At 64.8% G+C, this 17,545-nt stretch carries 25 protein-coding genes; 24 read left to right on the top strand and 1 reads right to left on the bottom strand.

What is annotated here, in order from left to right; all coding sequences use genetic code 11:
- Nucleotides 1–49: 49 nt before the first annotated feature.
- Genes ACCQ03_RS10600 through ACCQ03_RS10575 form a run of 6 tightly spaced genes read left to right on the top strand, consistent with a single transcriptional unit; the run spans nucleotide 50 to nucleotide 1,882 of the window.
- On the top strand, nucleotides 50–541 hold the full coding sequence (locus ACCQ03_RS10600; protein WP_209226593.1) for a glycoside hydrolase family 24 protein: 492 nt from the start codon (nucleotides 50–52) through the stop codon (nucleotides 539–541).
- Nucleotides 541–861 (top strand): hypothetical protein, encoded by a 321-nt coding sequence (locus ACCQ03_RS10595; protein WP_209226588.1) that lies wholly within the window; start codon nucleotides 541–543, stop codon nucleotides 859–861. The genes ACCQ03_RS10600 and ACCQ03_RS10595 overlap by 1 nt, the downstream gene beginning before the upstream one ends.
- Complete coding sequence (locus ACCQ03_RS10590; RefSeq protein ID WP_046735401.1) at nucleotides 858–1,136, top strand: DUF7940 domain-containing protein; 279 nt, start codon at nucleotides 858–860, stop codon at nucleotides 1,134–1,136. Before ACCQ03_RS10595 ends, ACCQ03_RS10590 begins: the two co-directional genes overlap by 4 nt.
- Nucleotides 1,129–1,260 carry a hypothetical protein gene (locus ACCQ03_RS10585; protein ID WP_280514365.1) on the top strand — a complete coding sequence of 44 codons (132 nt, stop codon included), beginning with the start codon at nucleotides 1,129–1,131 and terminating at the stop codon, nucleotides 1,258–1,260. Before ACCQ03_RS10590 ends, ACCQ03_RS10585 begins: the two co-directional genes overlap by 8 nt.
- A gap of 2 nt (nucleotides 1,261–1,262) precedes the next feature.
- Nucleotides 1,263–1,409 (top strand): hypothetical protein, encoded by a 147-nt coding sequence (locus ACCQ03_RS10580; RefSeq protein WP_209226585.1) that lies wholly within the window; start codon nucleotides 1,263–1,265, stop codon nucleotides 1,407–1,409.
- Nucleotides 1,406–1,882: a hypothetical protein gene (locus tag ACCQ03_RS10575; protein WP_209226581.1), complete on the top strand. Its 477-nt coding sequence runs from the start codon at nucleotides 1,406–1,408 to the stop codon at nucleotides 1,880–1,882. The genes ACCQ03_RS10580 and ACCQ03_RS10575 overlap by 4 nt, the downstream gene beginning before the upstream one ends.
- Nucleotides 1,883–1,936: 54 nt before the next feature.
- On the opposite strand, the gene ACCQ03_RS10570 is transcribed toward ACCQ03_RS10575, so the two are convergent.
- Nucleotides 1,937–2,218 carry a hypothetical protein gene (locus tag ACCQ03_RS10570; protein WP_209228042.1) on the bottom strand — a complete coding sequence of 94 codons (282 nt, stop codon included), beginning with the start codon at nucleotides 2,216–2,218 and terminating at the stop codon, nucleotides 1,937–1,939.
- A 121-nt stretch (nucleotides 2,219–2,339) separates the two neighbouring features.
- Here ACCQ03_RS10570 and ACCQ03_RS10565 point away from each other — a divergent pair, with 121 nt between their 5' ends.
- The 18 genes from ACCQ03_RS10565 to ACCQ03_RS10480 all read left to right on the top strand — a co-directional run bounded on the left by ACCQ03_RS10565 (nucleotide 2,340) and on the right by ACCQ03_RS10480 (nucleotide 17,545).
- Nucleotides 2,340–2,834, top strand: coding sequence for a terminase small subunit (locus ACCQ03_RS10565; RefSeq protein WP_209226576.1), 495 nt, complete (start codon nucleotides 2,340–2,342; stop codon nucleotides 2,832–2,834).
- Nucleotides 2,749–4,317 carry a phage terminase large subunit gene (gene terL / locus ACCQ03_RS10560; protein ID WP_244664060.1) on the top strand — a complete coding sequence of 523 codons (1,569 nt, stop codon included), beginning with the start codon at nucleotides 2,749–2,751 and terminating at the stop codon, nucleotides 4,315–4,317. The genes ACCQ03_RS10565 and terL overlap by 86 nt, the downstream gene beginning before the upstream one ends.
- Nucleotides 4,317–6,131: an anti-CBASS protein Acb1 family protein gene (locus ACCQ03_RS10555; protein ID WP_209226573.1), complete on the top strand. Its 1,815-nt coding sequence runs from the start codon at nucleotides 4,317–4,319 to the stop codon at nucleotides 6,129–6,131. Before terL ends, ACCQ03_RS10555 begins: the two co-directional genes overlap by 1 nt.
- Nucleotides 6,132–6,134: 3 nt before the next feature.
- Nucleotides 6,135–7,229: a DUF2213 domain-containing protein gene (locus ACCQ03_RS10550; RefSeq protein WP_209226570.1), complete on the top strand. Its 1,095-nt coding sequence runs from the start codon at nucleotides 6,135–6,137 to the stop codon at nucleotides 7,227–7,229.
- Between the two features lie 3 nt (nucleotides 7,230–7,232).
- Complete coding sequence (locus ACCQ03_RS10545) at nucleotides 7,233–7,673, top strand: structural cement protein Gp24 (protein WP_209226566.1); 441 nt, start codon at nucleotides 7,233–7,235, stop codon at nucleotides 7,671–7,673.
- 13 nt (nucleotides 7,674–7,686) lie between these two features.
- Nucleotides 7,687–8,634 (top strand): DUF2184 domain-containing protein, encoded by a 948-nt coding sequence (locus ACCQ03_RS10540; RefSeq protein ID WP_244664061.1) that lies wholly within the window; start codon nucleotides 7,687–7,689, stop codon nucleotides 8,632–8,634.
- 49 nt (nucleotides 8,635–8,683) lie between these two features.
- Nucleotides 8,684–9,214 carry a hypothetical protein gene (locus tag ACCQ03_RS10535; RefSeq protein ID WP_209226561.1) on the top strand — a complete coding sequence of 177 codons (531 nt, stop codon included), beginning with the start codon at nucleotides 8,684–8,686 and terminating at the stop codon, nucleotides 9,212–9,214.
- 2 nt (nucleotides 9,215–9,216) lie between these two features.
- Nucleotides 9,217–9,729 carry a DnaT-like ssDNA-binding protein gene (locus ACCQ03_RS10530; protein WP_209226560.1) on the top strand — a complete coding sequence of 171 codons (513 nt, stop codon included), beginning with the start codon at nucleotides 9,217–9,219 and terminating at the stop codon, nucleotides 9,727–9,729.
- Nucleotides 9,726–10,082: a hypothetical protein gene (locus ACCQ03_RS10525; protein ID WP_209226559.1), complete on the top strand. Its 357-nt coding sequence runs from the start codon at nucleotides 9,726–9,728 to the stop codon at nucleotides 10,080–10,082. The genes ACCQ03_RS10530 and ACCQ03_RS10525 overlap by 4 nt, the downstream gene beginning before the upstream one ends.
- Nucleotides 10,082–11,179, top strand: coding sequence for a phage minor head protein (locus ACCQ03_RS10520; protein ID WP_209226556.1), 1,098 nt, complete (start codon nucleotides 10,082–10,084; stop codon nucleotides 11,177–11,179). Before ACCQ03_RS10525 ends, ACCQ03_RS10520 begins: the two co-directional genes overlap by 1 nt.
- Nucleotides 11,160–11,585 (top strand): hypothetical protein, encoded by a 426-nt coding sequence (locus ACCQ03_RS10515; protein WP_244664062.1) that lies wholly within the window; start codon nucleotides 11,160–11,162, stop codon nucleotides 11,583–11,585. The genes ACCQ03_RS10520 and ACCQ03_RS10515 overlap by 20 nt, the downstream gene beginning before the upstream one ends.
- Nucleotides 11,582–11,983: a phage tail terminator-like protein gene (locus tag ACCQ03_RS10510; protein WP_209226553.1), complete on the top strand. Its 402-nt coding sequence runs from the start codon at nucleotides 11,582–11,584 to the stop codon at nucleotides 11,981–11,983. Before ACCQ03_RS10515 ends, ACCQ03_RS10510 begins: the two co-directional genes overlap by 4 nt.
- A gap of 43 nt (nucleotides 11,984–12,026) precedes the next feature.
- Nucleotides 12,027–12,458 carry a hypothetical protein gene (locus tag ACCQ03_RS10505; RefSeq protein WP_209226551.1) on the top strand — a complete coding sequence of 144 codons (432 nt, stop codon included), beginning with the start codon at nucleotides 12,027–12,029 and terminating at the stop codon, nucleotides 12,456–12,458.
- A gap of 94 nt (nucleotides 12,459–12,552) precedes the next feature.
- Nucleotides 12,553–13,020 (top strand): hypothetical protein, encoded by a 468-nt coding sequence (locus ACCQ03_RS10500; RefSeq protein ID WP_039439176.1) that lies wholly within the window; start codon nucleotides 12,553–12,555, stop codon nucleotides 13,018–13,020.
- Nucleotides 13,021–13,117: 97 nt separating this feature from the next.
- Nucleotides 13,118–13,510, top strand: a complete 393-nt coding sequence (locus ACCQ03_RS10495; RefSeq protein WP_209226547.1) for a hypothetical protein — start codon at nucleotides 13,118–13,120, stop codon at nucleotides 13,508–13,510.
- A 28-nt stretch (nucleotides 13,511–13,538) separates the two neighbouring features.
- Nucleotides 13,539–13,853 carry a phage tail assembly chaperone gene (locus ACCQ03_RS10490; protein ID WP_209226544.1) on the top strand — a complete coding sequence of 105 codons (315 nt, stop codon included), beginning with the start codon at nucleotides 13,539–13,541 and terminating at the stop codon, nucleotides 13,851–13,853.
- A 138-nt stretch (nucleotides 13,854–13,991) separates the two neighbouring features.
- Nucleotides 13,992–17,213: a phage tail length tape measure family protein gene (locus ACCQ03_RS10485; protein WP_209260564.1), complete on the top strand. Its 3,222-nt coding sequence runs from the start codon at nucleotides 13,992–13,994 to the stop codon at nucleotides 17,211–17,213.
- Complete coding sequence (locus ACCQ03_RS10480; protein WP_209226540.1) at nucleotides 17,213–17,545, top strand: phage tail protein; 333 nt, start codon at nucleotides 17,213–17,215, stop codon at nucleotides 17,543–17,545. Before ACCQ03_RS10485 ends, ACCQ03_RS10480 begins: the two co-directional genes overlap by 1 nt.

Raw genomic sequence — 17,545 nt, 5'->3', positions numbered from 1 at the left:
CAGCTGCCGGAGCCGTAACCGGCCAACTATTCAACCTGGAGATGTGACCATGCCGGTCATCACGCCTGAACAAGCTGGTGGCCGCAATGTCGTGGCCTTTTTGGACATGCTCGCCTGGTCGGAGGGCACCGACAACGGTCGGCAGCCGACCAAGGATCGCGGCTATGACGTTTTGGTAGGGGGCGGCCTGTTCCAAGGCTACGCCGACCACCCCCGTGTGCTGGTGCCGTTGCCCAAGCTCCGCATCTCGTCCACTGCCGCAGGCCGGTACCAGCTGCTGCGCCGCTACTACGACGCATACCGCAAAACATTGGGCTTGCCGGATTTCTCGCCGCTGAGCCAGGACAAGATCGCGCTGCAGCAGATCCGCGAGCGCCGTGCGCTGCCGTTGATCCAAGCCGGCAAGGTCACAGAGGCAATCGCCAAGGTGTCCAACATCTGGGCGAGCCTGCCAGGCGCTGGCTACGGACAGCACGAGCACAAGCTGGATAACCTGCTGGCCGCTTACAAGCGCGCCGGCGGCCAACTGGCCCAAAGCTGATGCCCGCCAAGGCCAAGCCGGTCATTCCGGCGATCAATCAGCTGCAAGGCGTGCTGTCGGTGCTGGACAACCGCACAAAGCGGCCCACCGCTGAGCTGCTCGGAACCATCCGCGAGATGGTGGGGGATGCTATCGCGGTGTTGCAGGAGCCTGACCCGCTGCGAAAGCGCATCGGCTTCGTTCTTCTGGCCGTGCAGCAGTCCACCCATGTGAGCGTGCGAGACATCAATGGCAAGCGCATCACGCGCGTGACTGTTGTGGATCAGCCGCTCTATCACTGGGCGCTCGAGGAGATCCATAGCCTGGCGGGTGTTAGATGATCCTTCGAAAAGTGATTAAGGGCGTCGGCCTTGAGCCGGTCCAGGATCTGCACAACTGGCACAAATGGTGGTCCGCCAAGCTGGACGCCGCTGCGCTGATGGTTGGCTCTGTGGCGGTGGCCTACAGCCAGTTGCCCGATGACTGGCGCGCGGCGCTGCCGCCCTGGTCGCTTACTGCACTCGCCGGCGTTGGCTTGGTGATCAAGTCGGCGTCGCTGATCCTGCGCGGCGCCAAGCAGCCGTCGCTGGAACCGAAGCGGCCGGCCGATGAGTGAGCGCTGGGACCGCGGCTTGCCGCCTCCACGCGATCCACCCGGCTGGCTGATCGTCGCCTTGTGCGGCCTGCTGCTGGCCGCGCTGGCCTGGATCTGGATCTCCTACACCAACGCAAGGATCTGACCATGTATGGAAATAGCTTGGATGGCGCATTTACTGCGCTTCTGGTCGTGGCCGGGGTGGCCGGTGCAGCGATCTTCGCGCTGTTGTTCTGGCTGGTGCCGTGGCTCTGGGAATTGGTGAAGCCCTGGTTGCATACGGTGACCGCATGAACCGCCACGCTATTGCAATCATCGCCACGCTGCTGTGGTCGGTTGCCATGTTTGGGGCCGGCTGGGCCTGGCGCGGTGACCGAGCTGAGGGTGCCATCAGCGAGCAGAAGGCGGGCGCAGCGCTGGGCGCTCTGGCCGGTGAGCAGGCCGCCCGGGCCACTGAACACCAACAGGCTGGGGCCGCGCAGCAAGCAGGCGATAAGGCCACCGCCCGAGAGGACAAGATCGATGCTGACTACGACGCGCGCATTGCGGCTGCTGTTGCTGGCCGTGACTCCGAGCTTAGCCGGGTTCGGCGGTTGTGGGCCGGCTGTGAAACCGACCGCCTGTCCGGTGGTGCCACCGCTGCCGCAGAAGCTGCTGAACAGGATCGACTACGCGGGGCAAGCGCGGCGCGAGTTGTACGAGCCTGCGAGCTCGCTCAGTCCGAGCGCGACGAAGCCATCGATCGGTACCAGGCCCTCCGGCCCTGACCACGATTAGCTCACGACATAGGCGGGCGCCGAAGTGTCGCCCGCCCTCACTGCCTACCTTGAGGTGGCGCGGTATTCCGCAACCATTTGCTTGGTCACATCCTTGTCGTAGCAGAGCGGTGCATACCCGCCGCCACGACTGTAGGCACTGCGGCGGCCGCAACTGCTGCCGTTTCTGGCGGTGTTATACGGACAGGGACAACTGCCGGAGTAGCCGTCGATTGACTGAGCGATCAGCGCCTTTCTGATCTGAGCATCGGAGGTTGCCGGACCCTTTGCGACTGCTGGGGCAGTCACTGTCATCAGTAGGGCTAAGCAGAGCGTACTGAGCTTCATCGTCATCTGTTCCTTGAGGTCGCACGAAGCGTGCGCAAAGGCAGATGCAAGGCCGGTGCCAAAGCCCCTACGCACGGTTGTGCCTGCCAAACCTTCATAGGCCCCATGCGGGGAGCCAAACATGCCCAGGAAGAAACCTAAGCCCAATGCGCTTTCAGCGGCCGGGCTAACCGAGAAGCAGCAGCTATTCGTCGCACAGTACCTGAAGGACCAGAACGCCGCGCAGGCGGCGATCCGCACTGGCTACAGCGAGAAGACCGCCAAGCAGCAGGGTTCGCGCCTTCTGAAACTGCCGGCCGTCGCCGCTGCGGTGCGCGCCGGACAGAAGCGCCTCGCTGCCAAGGCTGAGGTGACCGTCGACAGCCTGATGGCGGAGCTGGAGCAGGCGCGCCGCATGGCGCTGAAGGAGAAGCAGCCCAGCGCGGCGGTCACAGCAACCATGGGCAAGGGCAAGCTCGCCGGCCTGCTGGTGGAGAAGCGGCATCACACCGGGGCGATCGGCACCTACGACCTGAGCAAGATCACTGACGATGAACTCGACCGCCTTGAACAGATCCTCGGTCCGCTTGCCGACGCTGGCGGAGATCCGAGCGGAGAGGGCCAGGCGGGCGGCTGAGCGAGAACGCCAGCGCATTACCGAGAATGTTGAAGGAATCAGGGCGCGCTCGCAGTCGCTGGAGGGGTTCATCCGGGAGCACTGGCGGGTGCTGGAGCCGACGCGGCCGCTGAAGATCGGCTGGGCGCTGCGAGCGATGTGCCAGCACCTGGAGGCTGTCACCGAAGGGCGCATCCAGTTCCTGCTGATCACCGTGCCGCCCGGCATGATGAAGTCGCTGGTGCTGGTGTTCTGGACAGCGTGGGAATGGGGCCCATGCGGGCGTCCAGACCTGCAGACGCTGGCCACCTCCTACAGCCAGCCGAACGTCCTGCGCGACAATCTCAAGCTGCGGCGTCTCATCGACAGCGCTCAGTACCAGGCCGCCTGGCCGATAAAGCTGCGCGGCGACCAGAACGCCAAGGGCAAGTTCGAGAACACAGGCAACGGCTTCAGTGAGGCCCGACCCTTCAGCTCAATGACGGGCGGCCGCGGCGACCGGGTCAAGGTCGACGATCCGCATTCGACTGAAACCGCCGAGAGCGACGCCGAGCGCAAGACTGCCGTCCGCATCTTCCGCGAAGGCATTACCGACCGCCTCAACGACATTACGTCGTCGGCCATGGTCATCATCATGCAGCGCCTGCATCAGCGGGATATTGCAGCGGTGGCGATGGAATTGGATCTGGGCTTCGTCCACCTGAATCTCCCGATGGAGTTCGAGGAAGAGCGAACAGACAAGGACGGAAAGAAGACCGGCGGGCCGTGCCGCACGTACATCGACGGCGAGCTGTTCTTCGAGGATCCGCGCACGCAGGAAGGTGAGCTGCTGTTCCCCGAACGCTTCCCACGCGCCGAAGTCGATCGACTGAAGCGTGCGAAAGGCAGCTACGCATACGCCGGCCAGTATCAGCAGCGGCCGACGCCGCGTGACGGCGGCACGTTCAAGCGGGAATGGTTCGAGGTAGTAGAGGCCGCGCCGGCCATTTCGTCCGCGCGCAAGGTTCGTCGCTGGGACTTCGCAGCGACCGATCCGAAGGAGAAGACCAGTAGCGACCCGGACTACACGGTCGGCCTGCTGCTGGGGGAGGTGGCCGGCGTCTACTACGTGCTCGATGTCGTCCGCGACCGGGTGTCGCCCGCCGGCGTGGAGCGGATGCTAACGAACACGGCGCGTCAGGACGGTAGGACGGTCAAGGTGCGCATCCCGCAGGATCCGGGTGCTGCCGGTAAGTCCAATGCCGCGCACCAGATCAAGCTGTTGGCGGGCTGGGATATCAAAGCATCGCTCGAATCTGGATCGAAGGAGGTCCGTGCAACGCCCGTGGAAGCTCAGGCCGAAGCCGGGAACATCAAGCTGGTGAGCGGGCCATGGGTGGCCACGTTTCTCGACGAAATCGCCGAGTTCCCCAACGCCAAACACGATGACCAGGTCGACGCGCTATCCGGTGCATTCGCCGAGTTGGTCACCGGCAGCACCTACAACCTTGGAAACGCACTCTGATGGGCAAGCTCGCACAATTCAAAGACGGGCTGGTCAATCTCGTTGCCAACCTGGGCACGTCACGCGACAAGGCGGTGCACAGCCACTACGCGCTCGCGGCGCTGAGCGATCTGGATGCCAGCAACGCCTATCGCGGCACGTGGCTCGCTCGCAAGATCATCGACATCCCTGCGCTCGACGGCTGCCGGAACTGGCGGACTTGGAATGCCGATCAGACTCAGATCAGCGCACTCGAGGCGGAGGAGAAGCGCCTGGGCCTACAGGTGAAGCTGCTGGAGGCGCACACCAAAGCGCGACTGTTCGGCGGCGCTGCGATCTACATCGGTACCGGCGACATAGATCCCAGCAAGCCGCTGGATCCGGCGCGCGTCAGGAAGCAGGGCATCAAGCACCTCAACGTGCTGACCAAGCGCATGCTGACTGCAGGCGAGCAGGATCGCGATGCTGAGTCGCCCACCTACGGTCGGCCTGCGCTCTACAAGCTGACCTCGGCACGGGCCGGCCAGGTCGAGATTCACCCCTCGCGGCTGGTCATCCTGCATGGCGTCCATCGTCCAGATCCGGATATTGACCACGGTGACGGATGGGGCGACTCGGTGCTGATGGCAACCAGCGACGCGGTGAAACAGGCGGACAGCACGAGCGCCAACATCGCCAGCCTGGTGTTCGAGGCGAAGGTCGATGTACTGAATATCCCGAACCTCATGTCGCAGCTGGCAGACGACCCTGTGTATGAGGAGCAGCTGCTTCAGAGGCTCCAGCTCGCGGCCGTGGCCAAGAGCATCAACGGCATGTTGGTGCTGGATGGTGAGGAGACGTACACGCAGAAGTCGGCGTCTTTCAGCGGATTGGTCGATGTGATGCTCGCCTTCCTGCAGCAGGTCTCGGGCGCAGCGGATATCCCGTTGACGCGTCTGCTGGGGCAGTCGCCCGGCGGTTTGAACAGCACCGGCGACAACGACATCCGGAACTACTACGACCGCATCAAGTCAGGCCAGGAACTGATTTACACGCCGGCCATGTCGGTGTTGGATGAGTGCCTGATTTACTCGGCACTCGGCACCCGACCGAAGGAAGTTTTCTATAGCTGGCGGAGCTTGTGGCAGACCAGCGACACGGAGCGCGCCACCAACGGCAAGACCACTGCCGACACGATCAAGACCTTGGCCGACACCAAGCTCATTCCGGACGAGGTGTTGGCAGAGGTCGCGGTGAATATGCTGACCGAGGCGGGCGTAGCGCCTGGCCTGGAGTCGGCGATGGACGACTTCAGCAGGGAGAATCCTGACTGGCAGGAGGAGCAGGCGGAGGATGAGCGTGCCGCAGCTCAGATGGCTGCCGCCGCAAAGAGCGAGGGCAACGCGCTGAACGACGCCGAGCCTCGCTCGCTGTATGTGCGCCGCGATGTACTCAACGCGGCAGAGATAGAGGCATGGGCACGAGAGCAGGGAATCACTGACATCGCAGACGACCTGCACGTGACGGTGGCCTATTCGCGCCAGCGCTTCGACTGGATCAAGGCTGGCAATGCGAGTGAGTGGAGTGGGGACAGCAATGGTGAGCTGGTCATCCCGCGCGGCGGCCCGCGTGCCATCGAACCGCTGGGCGGCATGTCGGCGGTGATCCTGTTCGCGTCCTCGCAGCTCGTGTGGAGGCATGAGGAGATTGTCCGCGCAGGCGCCTCGCATGACTTCCCCGACTACACGCCGCACATCAGCCTGACCAAGGCGCCCATCGACCTATCGAAGGTTGAGCCGTATCGGGGCCGCATCGTGCTGGGCCCGGAAATCTTCGAAGAGCTCCGCGAGGACTGAACCATGTTTCTGACAGATCGAGTCTCGGTGTCGGCGCCCCGCCGCACCGCGGACGGCTACCTCGTGGCCGATGCAAAAGTGGCGCGCACCGGCATCCAGGAATACCTGGGGGCAGAGGTCGGCAAGCCCGACATGCCCATCGTGCGGCTGTACCGGCCGCCTGAGGAGGTGTTCTCCGACGCCACGCTGCGCAGCTTCGCGCACCGGCCGATGACCAACGACCACCCGCCGGTGATGGTCGACGCCAGCAACTGGAAGCAGTACGCCGTCGGCCAGACTGGCGACGAAGTGCGGCACGACGACAAGTTCGTGCGCGTGCCGCTGGTGCTCATGGACAAGGCAGCCATCGCTGACTGGGAGGCCGGCAAGGTCGAGCTATCCCAGGGCTACACCGCAGAGATCGTCTTCGAGGACGGCGTAACGCCGGAGGGCGAGCCGTACGACGCGGTGCAACGAAACATCCGCAACAACCATCTCGCGCTAGTCGACCGGGCGCGCGGCGGTGAACACCTTCGTATCGGCGACGACAACCCTCAGAGGAACACTTCAATGCCTGACATCAAGACCCGGACCGTCCTGGTCGATGGGCTGTCCGTCGAAACCACCGACGCCGGCGCCCAGGCCATCGACAAGCTGCAGCGCCAGCTCTCCGACTCCAATGCCGTTGCCGCGCGCCAGGCGACCGAGCACACCGCAGCGCTCGCGCTGAAGGATGCGGAGATCGCCAAGCGCGACGCCGCCATCGACGACCTGCAGGGCAAGGTACTGGATGCCGCCGCCCTGGATGCGCGCGTGCAGGCGCGTGGCGATCTGCTGGCCACGGCCAAGGCCATCCACGACGGCGACTACCGGGGCAAGAGCGATGCGGACGTTCGCAAAGCCGCCGTCATCGGCAAGCTCGGCGACTCCGCCATCGTCGGCAAGACCGACGCCTACATCGAAGCGCGCTTCGACATCCTCGCCGATGGCCTCAAGGCGTTCGATCCGGTCGCGCGCGCACTGAGCGATGGCGCCGCACACCGCACCGTCATGCAGGACAACGGCTATGGCGCGTCCGTCGCCGGCCTCGATTACCGCACCAAGAACCAGGGGGCCTAAGCCATGGCACTGCAAACCAACTATCCGGACATCCAGCCCGCGGCCGTGCGCGGCATGCAGGCCACGATGATTCCGGCCACCGTCATCTCCCGCACCGTTGAGGACGTCGCAGGTCTCGCGTTCGGTTTGGCCGTGGCCCAAGGCCCGTCAGAGAAGGGCGTCGTCACCTTCGGCGGCGCCAACGTTAAGTTCGTCGGCATCGCGCTGCTGGATCGTTCGGCCACGGGCTCGGATCTGTTTCCGCAGCGTGCATCGGCGCGCGTCATCACCAAGGGCGACATCTGGGTGACCGCTTCCGTCGTCGTCGCTGCTGGTGACCCGGTGTACCTCACCGCGGCCGGCGCGTTTACCAACGTCGCCACCAACAACACCGCCATCACCGGCGCCCGCTGGGACACCAGCACCACCGCGGCGGGCCAGTTGGCCGTCGTCCGTCTCGGCTAAGGAGCCAAGCCACATGCGTGCACATCCACTCTTCGACGCCCAGGTAGTCATGGGGTTCGTGGTCTCGCAGACCACGATCATCGAGCCCGGCGTTTACCGCACGGTCTACCCGGACATCCAGTACCGCGACCTGATCCCGGTCGATACCTCCGGCAGCGAGTTCGCCACGTCGGTCACCTATTACTCACAGGACCAGTACGGCAAGGCCGACTGGATCAACGGCAACGCCGACGACATCCCGAAGGCCGGCACCAACCGCTCGCAGTTCCAGACCGGCGTGCACACTGCGGGTATCGGCTATGGCTACGGCTGGGAAGAAATCGGTCGCGCTCAGCGGCTCGGCATCAACCTGCCCAACGAGGACGCCGCCGCCGCGCGCCGGGCCTCGGAGGAGATGGTCGATCGTGTCGCGCTGTTCGGCGACGCGAGCAAGGGTTTCACCGGCCTGTTCAACGCGGCCGGCGTGACCCCGGTTGCGGCGCCCACCGGTGCGTGGGGCACCCTGCAGGCACCCGGAAGCGCGACCTCGGACCAGATGGTCGGCGACATGAACGCGGCTCTGATCAATGTGTTCAATGGCACCAACACCACCGCCATCGCTGACCGTCTGCTGCTGCCGTGGTCGAAGTACATGCTCATCTCCACCAAGAAGATGAGCGAAAACAGTGACCTCACCGTGTTGCAGTACTTCCTGGCCAACAACGTCTACACGGCAACCACACGCCAGCAGCTGGACATGCGCGGTCTGCGCGGCCTGGACACGGCGGGCGCCGGTGGTGTGGCACGCATGATCGCCTACCGCTACGACGCGAACGTGCTGAAGCTGCACATGCCGATGCCGGACCGCTTCCTGCCCGCCTGGCAGTCCGGCCCGTTGCGCTGGGACATCCCGGGCGTGATGCGCCTGGGCGGCCTGGACGTGCGCCTCCCGAAGCAAGTCGTCTACGTCGACGGCATCTGATCCACCACGGCCCCGTGCGTCACCGCCGGGGCCACACCGGAGCACCCACATGCAAATCAGCAACAATCACACCTCGCCGCTGAGTCTCCCGGATGGCACCACGCTGGTGCCGGGCTCACCGGCGACGGTGCCGAACTGGCCGACCATCAAGAAGAACGCCGTCGTGCAGGCCTGGCTCGCCGCCAACGTGCTGAGCGAATCGAAGGACAACACCGAGCCGTTCCTGCTGGGCACCTTCAACCTGCCGGACAGCATCCTGCTGATCGAGGGCGGCGACAGCGTCACCCGCGACGACGTGGTGCAGCACGCCTTCAAGGCCTCGGCCCTGTCCCTGGAGGACTGGAACTCGCTGGGCGAAGTCGATCGCGAGGCACGCATCAGCGCATCGCTCGACACGCTGAAGGCCGAGGCCGCGGCAGCCGCCCAGGCGGTGATCGCTGCGCAGACCGCAGCCGACCAGCGGAAGCTCGACCTCATCGCCAAGCTGGAAGCCGGCGGCATCAAGCACGACAAGCGCTGGGGCGTGGACAAGCTGCAGGCCGCGCTGGACGACCACGCGAAGACCACCAGCGGGAGCTGAGCATGTACGGCACGCTGGCAGGAGCAGACGACTATCACCTGGCCCGGGGGAATACCTCCTGGGCCGCAGGCAGCGAGGCGGCACGCACGGCAGCCCTGGTGCGCGGCACCGACTACATCGACGGCCGGTACCGGGTGCTGCTCGCGTCGGGCCGGTGGCAGTCCCTGTTCTCCGGCGTGCGTACCGCAGGGCGGGGCCAGCCCAACGAGTGGCCCCGGTCCGGTGCAACCGACAACGCGGGCGCGCCCATCGGTCCGGAGGAGATCCCGGGCGAGGTTGAGCGGGCAACGTATGAAGCGGCCCTGCGGGAGCTGGCCAGGCCGGGGAGCCTGTCCCCCGATTTCGTCGCGAGCGCTCAGGCGATCCGGAAGAAGGTCGGCCCCATCGAGGTGGCGTATAGCGAGAAGGGCGCCGATGGGGGCGTGCCGAACCGTCCAGTGGTCACGGCGATCGATGAGATCCTCGGGCCGCTGCTGCGAACCCCATACACGGGCCTGGCGGTGATGGTCGTATGAGCCAGTTCTACGACGAGATGCAGGCGGTAGCGGAGGAGCTGATCGAAGAGTTTGGCTATGCGGCGCAACTCCAGCGCGCAGGCGCCCCGACAGGACCGCCGCACAACCCGCAGCCGGGCCCAGCCACGCAGCACGACTGCAAGGTGGTGGAGCTGGAATACAGCCTCACCAACAGGGACGCCACTCTGGTGCTCAAGGGCGACAGGCTGGGACTGATCAGCACCGCCATCGATACCGTGCCCGCCCTGAGCGACCGGATCGTGCTGGGTAACGATCTGTTTACCTTTATTGACCTGCAGCCACTGTCACCTGGTGGGCAGGTGCTGCTCTACGAATTCCACGCGAGACGCTGATGGCCGCCACGACCGCCCGCCAACTTGATCAGCTGGCGACGCGGCTGGAGCCCGCCATCCGCGATGCGTTCCTGCGTGCCATCCGTGAGGTGACCAACCAGGTGGGCGTCCAGCTCATCACCGACCTACTGCAGGCCGGCCGGGTAGATGACGTGCTGACTGTCATGGGGCTGGACGAGCCGCGGTTTGCCGATCTGGCCGAGGCGCTGCGCAGTGCATACAGTGCCGGTGGGCAGCAGGGCGTTTCGGAGATGCCGCGGATGCGCCTGACGCTCGATCCGATCATCACCGGCAACTACCGCCCGAGGACAGCCGTGCAGTCGCCAGCGCTGCGTCCGAAGTTCGACCTGCGGAACCCTGCAGCAGAGCGGTGGCTGCGTGAGGCGTCGTCCAAGCTGGTCACCGGCATCGTCAACGACCAGCGGGAACTGATCCGCGGCGTGCTGGTACAGGGCATGACGGCTGGGCAGAACCCTCGGCAGAGCGCGCTGGACATCGTGGGACGCGTGGGTACCAACGGTAGGCGCAGCGGCGGCATGGTCGGGCTGACGGCGCAGCAGGGCCAGTTCGTCATCAACATGCGGCAGCAGCTGGCCAGCGGCGACCCACGGGAAATGGCGAAGTACTTCGGCCGGCAGCGGAGGGACAAGCGGCTGGACGGCATCGTCAAGCGCGCGATCGCCGCCGGCAAGCCGGCGTCGCGGGCCGACATCGACAAGATCGCCGGCCGCTATGCAGACCGGCTGCTGCAGCTGCGCGGCGAGATGATCGCCCGAACCGAATCGATCAGCAGCATGAACGCCGGACGGGAAGAGGCCTACCGGCAGCAGATCGAATCGGGTGCGCTGGCCGTCGAGAACGTCATCGGCACCTGGTCCGATACCGGCGACAAGCGGACGCGCCACACGCACAAGGCCATGAACGGGCAACAGCGCATGTTCGGCGAGCCGTTCGAATCGCCCAGCGGCGCGCGGATGAACTACCCGGGCGACACCAACCTCGGTGCCGGCGCAGACGAGATCGTCGGTTGCCGCTGTACGAAGCAGTTCCGGATCGACATGACGGCGGAGGTGTTACGTGGCAAGCAGGTTCGGTGACCAGGTGCGGGTATTCGCGGAGAAGGCGAAGCAGCGACAGGAGGCCATCTTCCGCGAGTCAGCGCAGGCTGTGATGGACCAGGCGAACACACCCAAGGAAAAAGGCGGGAAGATGCCGGTCGATACAGGCACGCTGCTCAACTCAAGGGCGGCGTCAAAGGACGGCCCGGCGACATCGGAGAGCGGCGATCCCGCGCTGGTGTTCGCCGCCCTGCAGCTGGGCGAGTCGGTGTGGGCCGGTTGGACTGCCGCCTATGCGCTGCGCATGGAGCATGGATTCAGTGGCAAGGACAGCCTGGGCAGGCAATACGAGCAGGCGGGCAACGGCTTCATGCGCGCCGCCGTGCAGAACTGGGACTTCATCGTCGACGAGGTCACCGCGAAGGTGAAGGCACGCATCCCATGAGCAACACCGCGATCTACGACGCCTTCGCAGGCCTGGTCGGCGCCTTCGCTACGGCGCAGGGCCTGCCGTGCTCCTATCCGGGCCTGGCCTTCACCCCGCCGACGGATGGCGCATGGCTGGAGCTGCAGTGGTTCCCCAATGAGACGCAGAACTACGGCATGGCCGACGATGGCCCGTCGCTGCTTCAGGGCTTCGGCCAGCTGTCAGCGTGCTACCGCCCCGGCGGCGGGATCATGGTCGGCACGCGCATCACCGATCAGATCATCGCCGCCTTCGCCAAGGGCACGAACTTCGCCGGCATGCGCGTGTACCGCATGCCCTGGACCTCAACCATCATCCAAGACCCGGAGCGGCATATGCATCCGGTGACCATCATGTGGCGCGGCTTCGAGGGATAAGTGTGGTGCTAGGCTTGGCGCTCAGATACCGCCGAGGTGACAGATGTCCGATATCGATGATTTGCAAGCTGAGCTACATGGCATTGTCTTGGATGACCTGCCAGACGACCTCTCATCTGGACTGAAAGCTATGGCGGTTGGCATTCAGGCAGAAATCGACTCTCAACGCTCGCAAATATTACGAGCTGCGCCAAGCCTTCAAGGGGCAAGGTATGCCATCTTCTGGCTAAAGATCGCAGTCGACTCTGCTCGTCTCAACAAGAAGATCAGGGACAAGATTGCTGAGTTTAATAGGCAGCTTGAACAGAAGTCCGGCGACGCACAAAGCAAGTCGGCGATTGCCCTGTTGGAAAAGATGATCACGGACTCCCGGGACTTCGAAAGAGACGTTCTTGAGCAGTCGGCGCTATCGATCAACAGGACGCCAGACGACCTTGGACTAAGTGACGACAGCACGTCAGGCTTCAAAATGTAAGGCCAAGCAGACGGCCCGCCGAGAAGCGGGCTTTCTTTTTCCAACCCCGCCCCGTGGCGGGTTTTTTTATGCCCAACGCGAGGAGATATCAGCAATGGCTGAGGCACAAACCAACAGTGGTTCCAAGCTCTACATCTGCGCCACGCCGCAGAACAGCGATCTGACCAAGACCCAGTTCGAAGCGTTGACCTATGTGCAGGTCAAGAAAGTCGGCAGCGTCGGCGAGCGCGGTCTGACCACCAACATCGTCACCTACGACACGTGGGACACGGCGGTATCGCTGAAGGGCAAAGGCATCTCGAATGCCGGCGACCCCGAGGTGGAGATGGCGCGCGACCTCGCAGACCCAGGCCAGATCGCGATGCGTGCAGCTGGCCAGCCCACGGTAACCAGCGCCTATGCACTGAAGGTCGAGCGTCCGTCCGGCGAAATCGAGTACCTGCGCGGCCTGGTCACCGGCCCCCGTACGCCGGGCGGCCGCAATGAGGACTTCGTGCTGCATGTCTATTCGCTGGCCCTGAATCAGGTGCCCGTGGAAGTGCCGGCGCCCGTCACTCCGTAACCGAACAGCAGGGGATAGGGCGGCCGCCTGACACGCCGGATCTGATCCGGCCGGCTTCCCCTGCTTCACCTCCCGGATCGATCGCAAAGGATCACCCATGACCGAATTGACCACCATCGTGGCCGCCGAGCGCGCCATCGACATCAAGCATCCCGCCACCGAGGCACCGGTGGGCCTGCGCATCACGCTGCTACCCGACAGCCACCCGAAGGTGCGCGAGGCCAGCCGCAAGGCGCTGGACGACCGCCTGCAGGGCCGGGGCAAAGTCACCGCGGCGAAGATGGAACAGGGGCGCACCGACATGCTGGTCGCCTCTGTGGGCGCCTGGGAATGGCTGGGCGACCTGACCTTCCACGGTGCCAAGCCGCCGCTCACCGACGAATCCCTGCGCAAGGTGCTGAAGGAGCTGCCGTGGATCGGCGACCAGCTGGAGGTGGAGCTGGGCAACCGCGCCGAGTTTTTTCGCAGCGCTGAAGACGCGGATCTCTGACGCCACGTATCTGACCGTCCGGTACGACATGCCGGACGCGAAGGGCGAGACGCGCAGGGAGCGCAACGCGCGCTTCGAACAGCCGACCCCTGACGTGGACATGCCGGAAGAAGCCGCGCACGTCTGGGAGTGGTTCTGGTTGATCTCAGGAAGGCGCGGAAGCGGCCCGGAGGCCCTGTCCTACACCGAGCTGAGCGCGTGGCAGCAGCTGACCTGCCGCGATGTCCTGCCGCATGAGGTGGCAATGCTCATGGCCATGGACGACGCCTATCTACGAGCCGTGCGCGAAGAACAAGCCGCGGCCCGTGAGCGGCCGCCCGAACCGAGCAACACCTGGAGCTGATTGATGGATATCGCCGAACTTGGCTTTCGAGTCGATTCCAGTGGCCTTGTGGAAAGCACCAAGGCGCTGGACCAGAACGCGGCCGCAGCCGACAAGGCCAGTGGCTCGGCGGATCGGCTGGAGCGCTACTTCCAGTCGATGTCGCGCTCGATCGACCGCTCTGCGGTGGTGCTAGGCGACCGTTTGGGCGGAGCACTGGATCGCATTGGCGCCGGTACCGGCACGGTCATTGCCGAGCTGCAGGGCATGAACCGCGTGCAGGCGGAGATCGTCAGCGCGCTGGTGGCGATGGAGAGCAGGCTGACCGGTACCGCTGCCGGCCTGCAGGCATACAGCGGTGCGGGCAAGGACGCCGCCGCCGGTGCCTCGGCAACCGCCAGCGCATCGGAGAAGCTGGAACGGCAGCTGGAGCAGCAGGAGGCGCGCTACCGCAGCGTCGCGCAGCAGGCCATGGCATACGCGGAGGCGCAACGCACGGCCAACGTGTCGGACCGTGCACTGGCTGAGGCGGCGCGAGATTCGGCTGCCGGCATCGATCACCACGCGTCGGCGCTGTCCCGCGCTGGCACGGAGCAGGAGCGCACGGTCGCGCGGGCACGCGCACTGCAGGAGGCCGAAGCGCGGACGGCGAATCAGGTCAGGGAGGCGGCGCGCGCGGCGGAGGTGCAGGAGCTCAACCTCAAGCGCCTGCTGTCGCAGATCGATCCCACCGTCGCGGGACTCAATCGCCTGGCCGACATGGAGGAACGGCTGGAGCGCGCCGGCGACCTGGGCCTCATCAAGCCGCAGGTGATGCAGCAGTACCAGGCGCAAATCGAGGTCAGCCGTCAGGCCCTGCTCAAGTCGAAGAACACCAACGAGCAGTACGCAATGTCGGCGCGCCAGACAGCTGCAGCGATGCGCATGATTCCGGCGCAGATGACGGACATCGTCACTAGCATCGTGAGTGGGCAACCGATCTGGATGGTGGCGATCCAGCAGGGTGGCCAGCTGAAGGACCAGCTCGGTGGCATCGGCCCGGCAGCGAAGGCGGTGACGTCCTACGTGATGGGCATGGTCAATCCGTTGACCGTATCGGCAGCTGCTGCGCTCGCGTTGGCCGTGGCACTGAAGCAGGGACAGGATGAGCTGTTCGACTTCCAGAAGAACCTCATCCTCACCGGGCGCAATGCGGACATCAGCGGCAGCCAGTTCCGTGGCCTGGTGTCGGACCTGGACAAGCTGACCGGTGTGACTCGCGGCGGCGCTGTGGATGCACTGACGGCGGTTGCTGCGTCGGGCCAGTTCGCCGGCAAGCAGTTCACGATGGTGGCGGAAGCCGCCGCACGCATGGAAGCATCCACCGGCCAGGCCACCAGCAAGACCGTCGAGGCGTTCCAGCGCATCGCGCGTGATCCGGTCGATGCGCTGGTGGAGCTCAACAAGCAGGAGGGCTTCCTCAACACCGCGCAGCTGCAGCGAATCATCACGCTGCAGGAAGAGGGGCGGCAGCAAGAGGCCGTGGCCGAAGCGCTGCAGCTGTACTACGAGCGATCCATCAACGTTGCGAACCAGACCGAGGCTGTAATGCCGGGGATGGCGCAAGGGTGGCGCACCATCAAGGACGAGATCAGCGGTGCCTGGGGTGCTCTGGTCAATTTTGGCGGCGCGCTTACGGATGTGGGCCGCAACAGCGGGCTGCAAGATTCCTGGATCGCAAAGCTGGCCAGCGCAGGCCCGCGCACCGGCTTCGCGTTCTTGCACGGTTTGAATGAGGAGATGAGCCGGTTGTCAGCACAGGCCCGCAATCCATACGGGCTGCCGGCGCCGATCAGTGAAGAAACTCCAGACAACCGCAAGGCGGTGGAGGACTACAGCAAGGCTTTGCAGGAGAGCCAAACGGCTGAAAAAGCGGCCTCGGAGGCGCTCAACGCTCGCATGGCCGGACTCGACCGTGCAGCGTCCAAGCAGCAGGCGCTGAACAAGATCATCGAGATCTACAACAAGCTGCCGGAGAACGATAGCCGCCATTTCGACGGATCGATGCAGCGCCTCATTGCACGGTCCAACGCGCAGGTCGACAAGCAGTTCAACCAGCGGGAAGGCATCGGCAGGGCCAACACGGACGACAACGCGGCGCAGAGCCTGGTAGCGAGCATTCGGCGACAGATCACCGCCAACCAGCAGCTGGCAGAAAGCGGCGACAAGGTCACGACCAGCGACCGGCTGGTGATCCAAGCCCAACAGCTGCTGGCCGACAAGACCGATACGATGACCGCGGCGCAGCGCGAGGCACTCAAAGCTGCTATCCCGTTGTTGCAGGCGAGTGATGCGCAGGCCGAGAAGGCGAAGCAAACGCAGCGCGACCTGGTGGCGCAGGCAGCGCTCACCGAGCGGCTGACGCAGCTGGAGAAGCAGCGGCAGGAGCAGTCGGACGTTGACCTGATGGGTATCGGCCGCGGTGCTGACGCTACACAGGTGCTGCAACGGCAGCTGGACATCCAGCGCGAGTACTTGCGCGAGCGGGAGAAGCTGGAAAAGGAGCAGCGCGGACAGAACCCGCTCAGTCAGGGCGAGTACCAGAACGAGGTCGCGCTGCTCGAGGCGAGCAGGGAGCGCTCGCTGGAGATCGAGCGGAGCTACCAGCAGCAGCGCATGCAGTTGCTCGGCGATTGGCGTACGGGTTTTAGGCGCGTGTGGGAAGACTATGAGTTCAGCGCTGGCAATGCGTCGGAAGCTGCAGCAACGACGCTGGTCAACGGCCTCAGCGCAGCCGAGGATGCATTCGTTCGCTTCGTGCAAACGGGCAAGCTGTCGTTCTCGGACCTGGCGAAGTCGATCCTCGCAGATCTGGCGCGCATCGCTGCAAGACAAGCAATCGTCGGTGCGGTCGGCTCGATCGTCGGCTCCCTGGCAGGCGGTTCCTCTGGAACCTGGACGGGTACAAGCGCAGGCGCCGGCAGCAACCTCAACTTCGGCAACAACGTGGACAGCTTCACCGGCAGCAGCTGGGCGAGCTTCGGTGGTGGCCGCGCGGGTGGCGGTGACGTGTCCAATTCCTCGATGTACGAGGTGGGCGAGTTCGACCGGCCGGAGATCTTCAACGACCGACGCGGCCGCAGCTACCTGATTCCTGGCAACGACGGCACCGTGGTGCCAATGCATCAGTTGGCATCCGGAAACGGGGGCGGCTCGGCTACTCCCACCGTCAACGTGAGCATCAACACCGTGGTTCAGAGCGACGGCAATAGCAGCACCTCGGCAACCGCCGGGGACGACAACGCAATGGGACGCTCGCTCGCGAAGTTGATCGAGCCGGAGGTGAAGCGGGTGCTGGCGCAGCAGATGCGACCAGGTGGACTGCTGACGGGGGTGCGCTGATGGCCGATGTTTTCCCGTGGATGCCGACATCACAGAGCGGTGGAACTGCAACAGGTCAAGTCAGTCGTGCGAGGTTCGGCGATGGGTACAGCCAAAGCGTCGCCGACGGCATCAATCCCATCTCGCGGTCCTACCAGCTGACCTTCACCGGGCCAAAAGCACAGATGGAACAAATCGCGGCGTTTCTCGACGCACACGTCGGTCGCTCGTTTCTCTGGACGCCAAGGATTGGCGGCCAGGGCTACTACCAATGCGACGGTTACAGCGATCGCGGCGAGGGTGGGGAGATGCTCTCCATCAGCACCACCTTTGAACAGGCATTCCAGCCCTAA

Origin of the sequence: Xanthomonas sp. NCPPB 3569 (assembly GCF_041475645.2) — a bacterium.
In the GTDB taxonomy this organism is placed as follows: Bacteria; Pseudomonadota; Gammaproteobacteria; order Xanthomonadales; family Xanthomonadaceae; genus Xanthomonas; species Xanthomonas phaseoli.
This window is presented reverse-complemented; position numbering and strand designations above follow the sequence as displayed.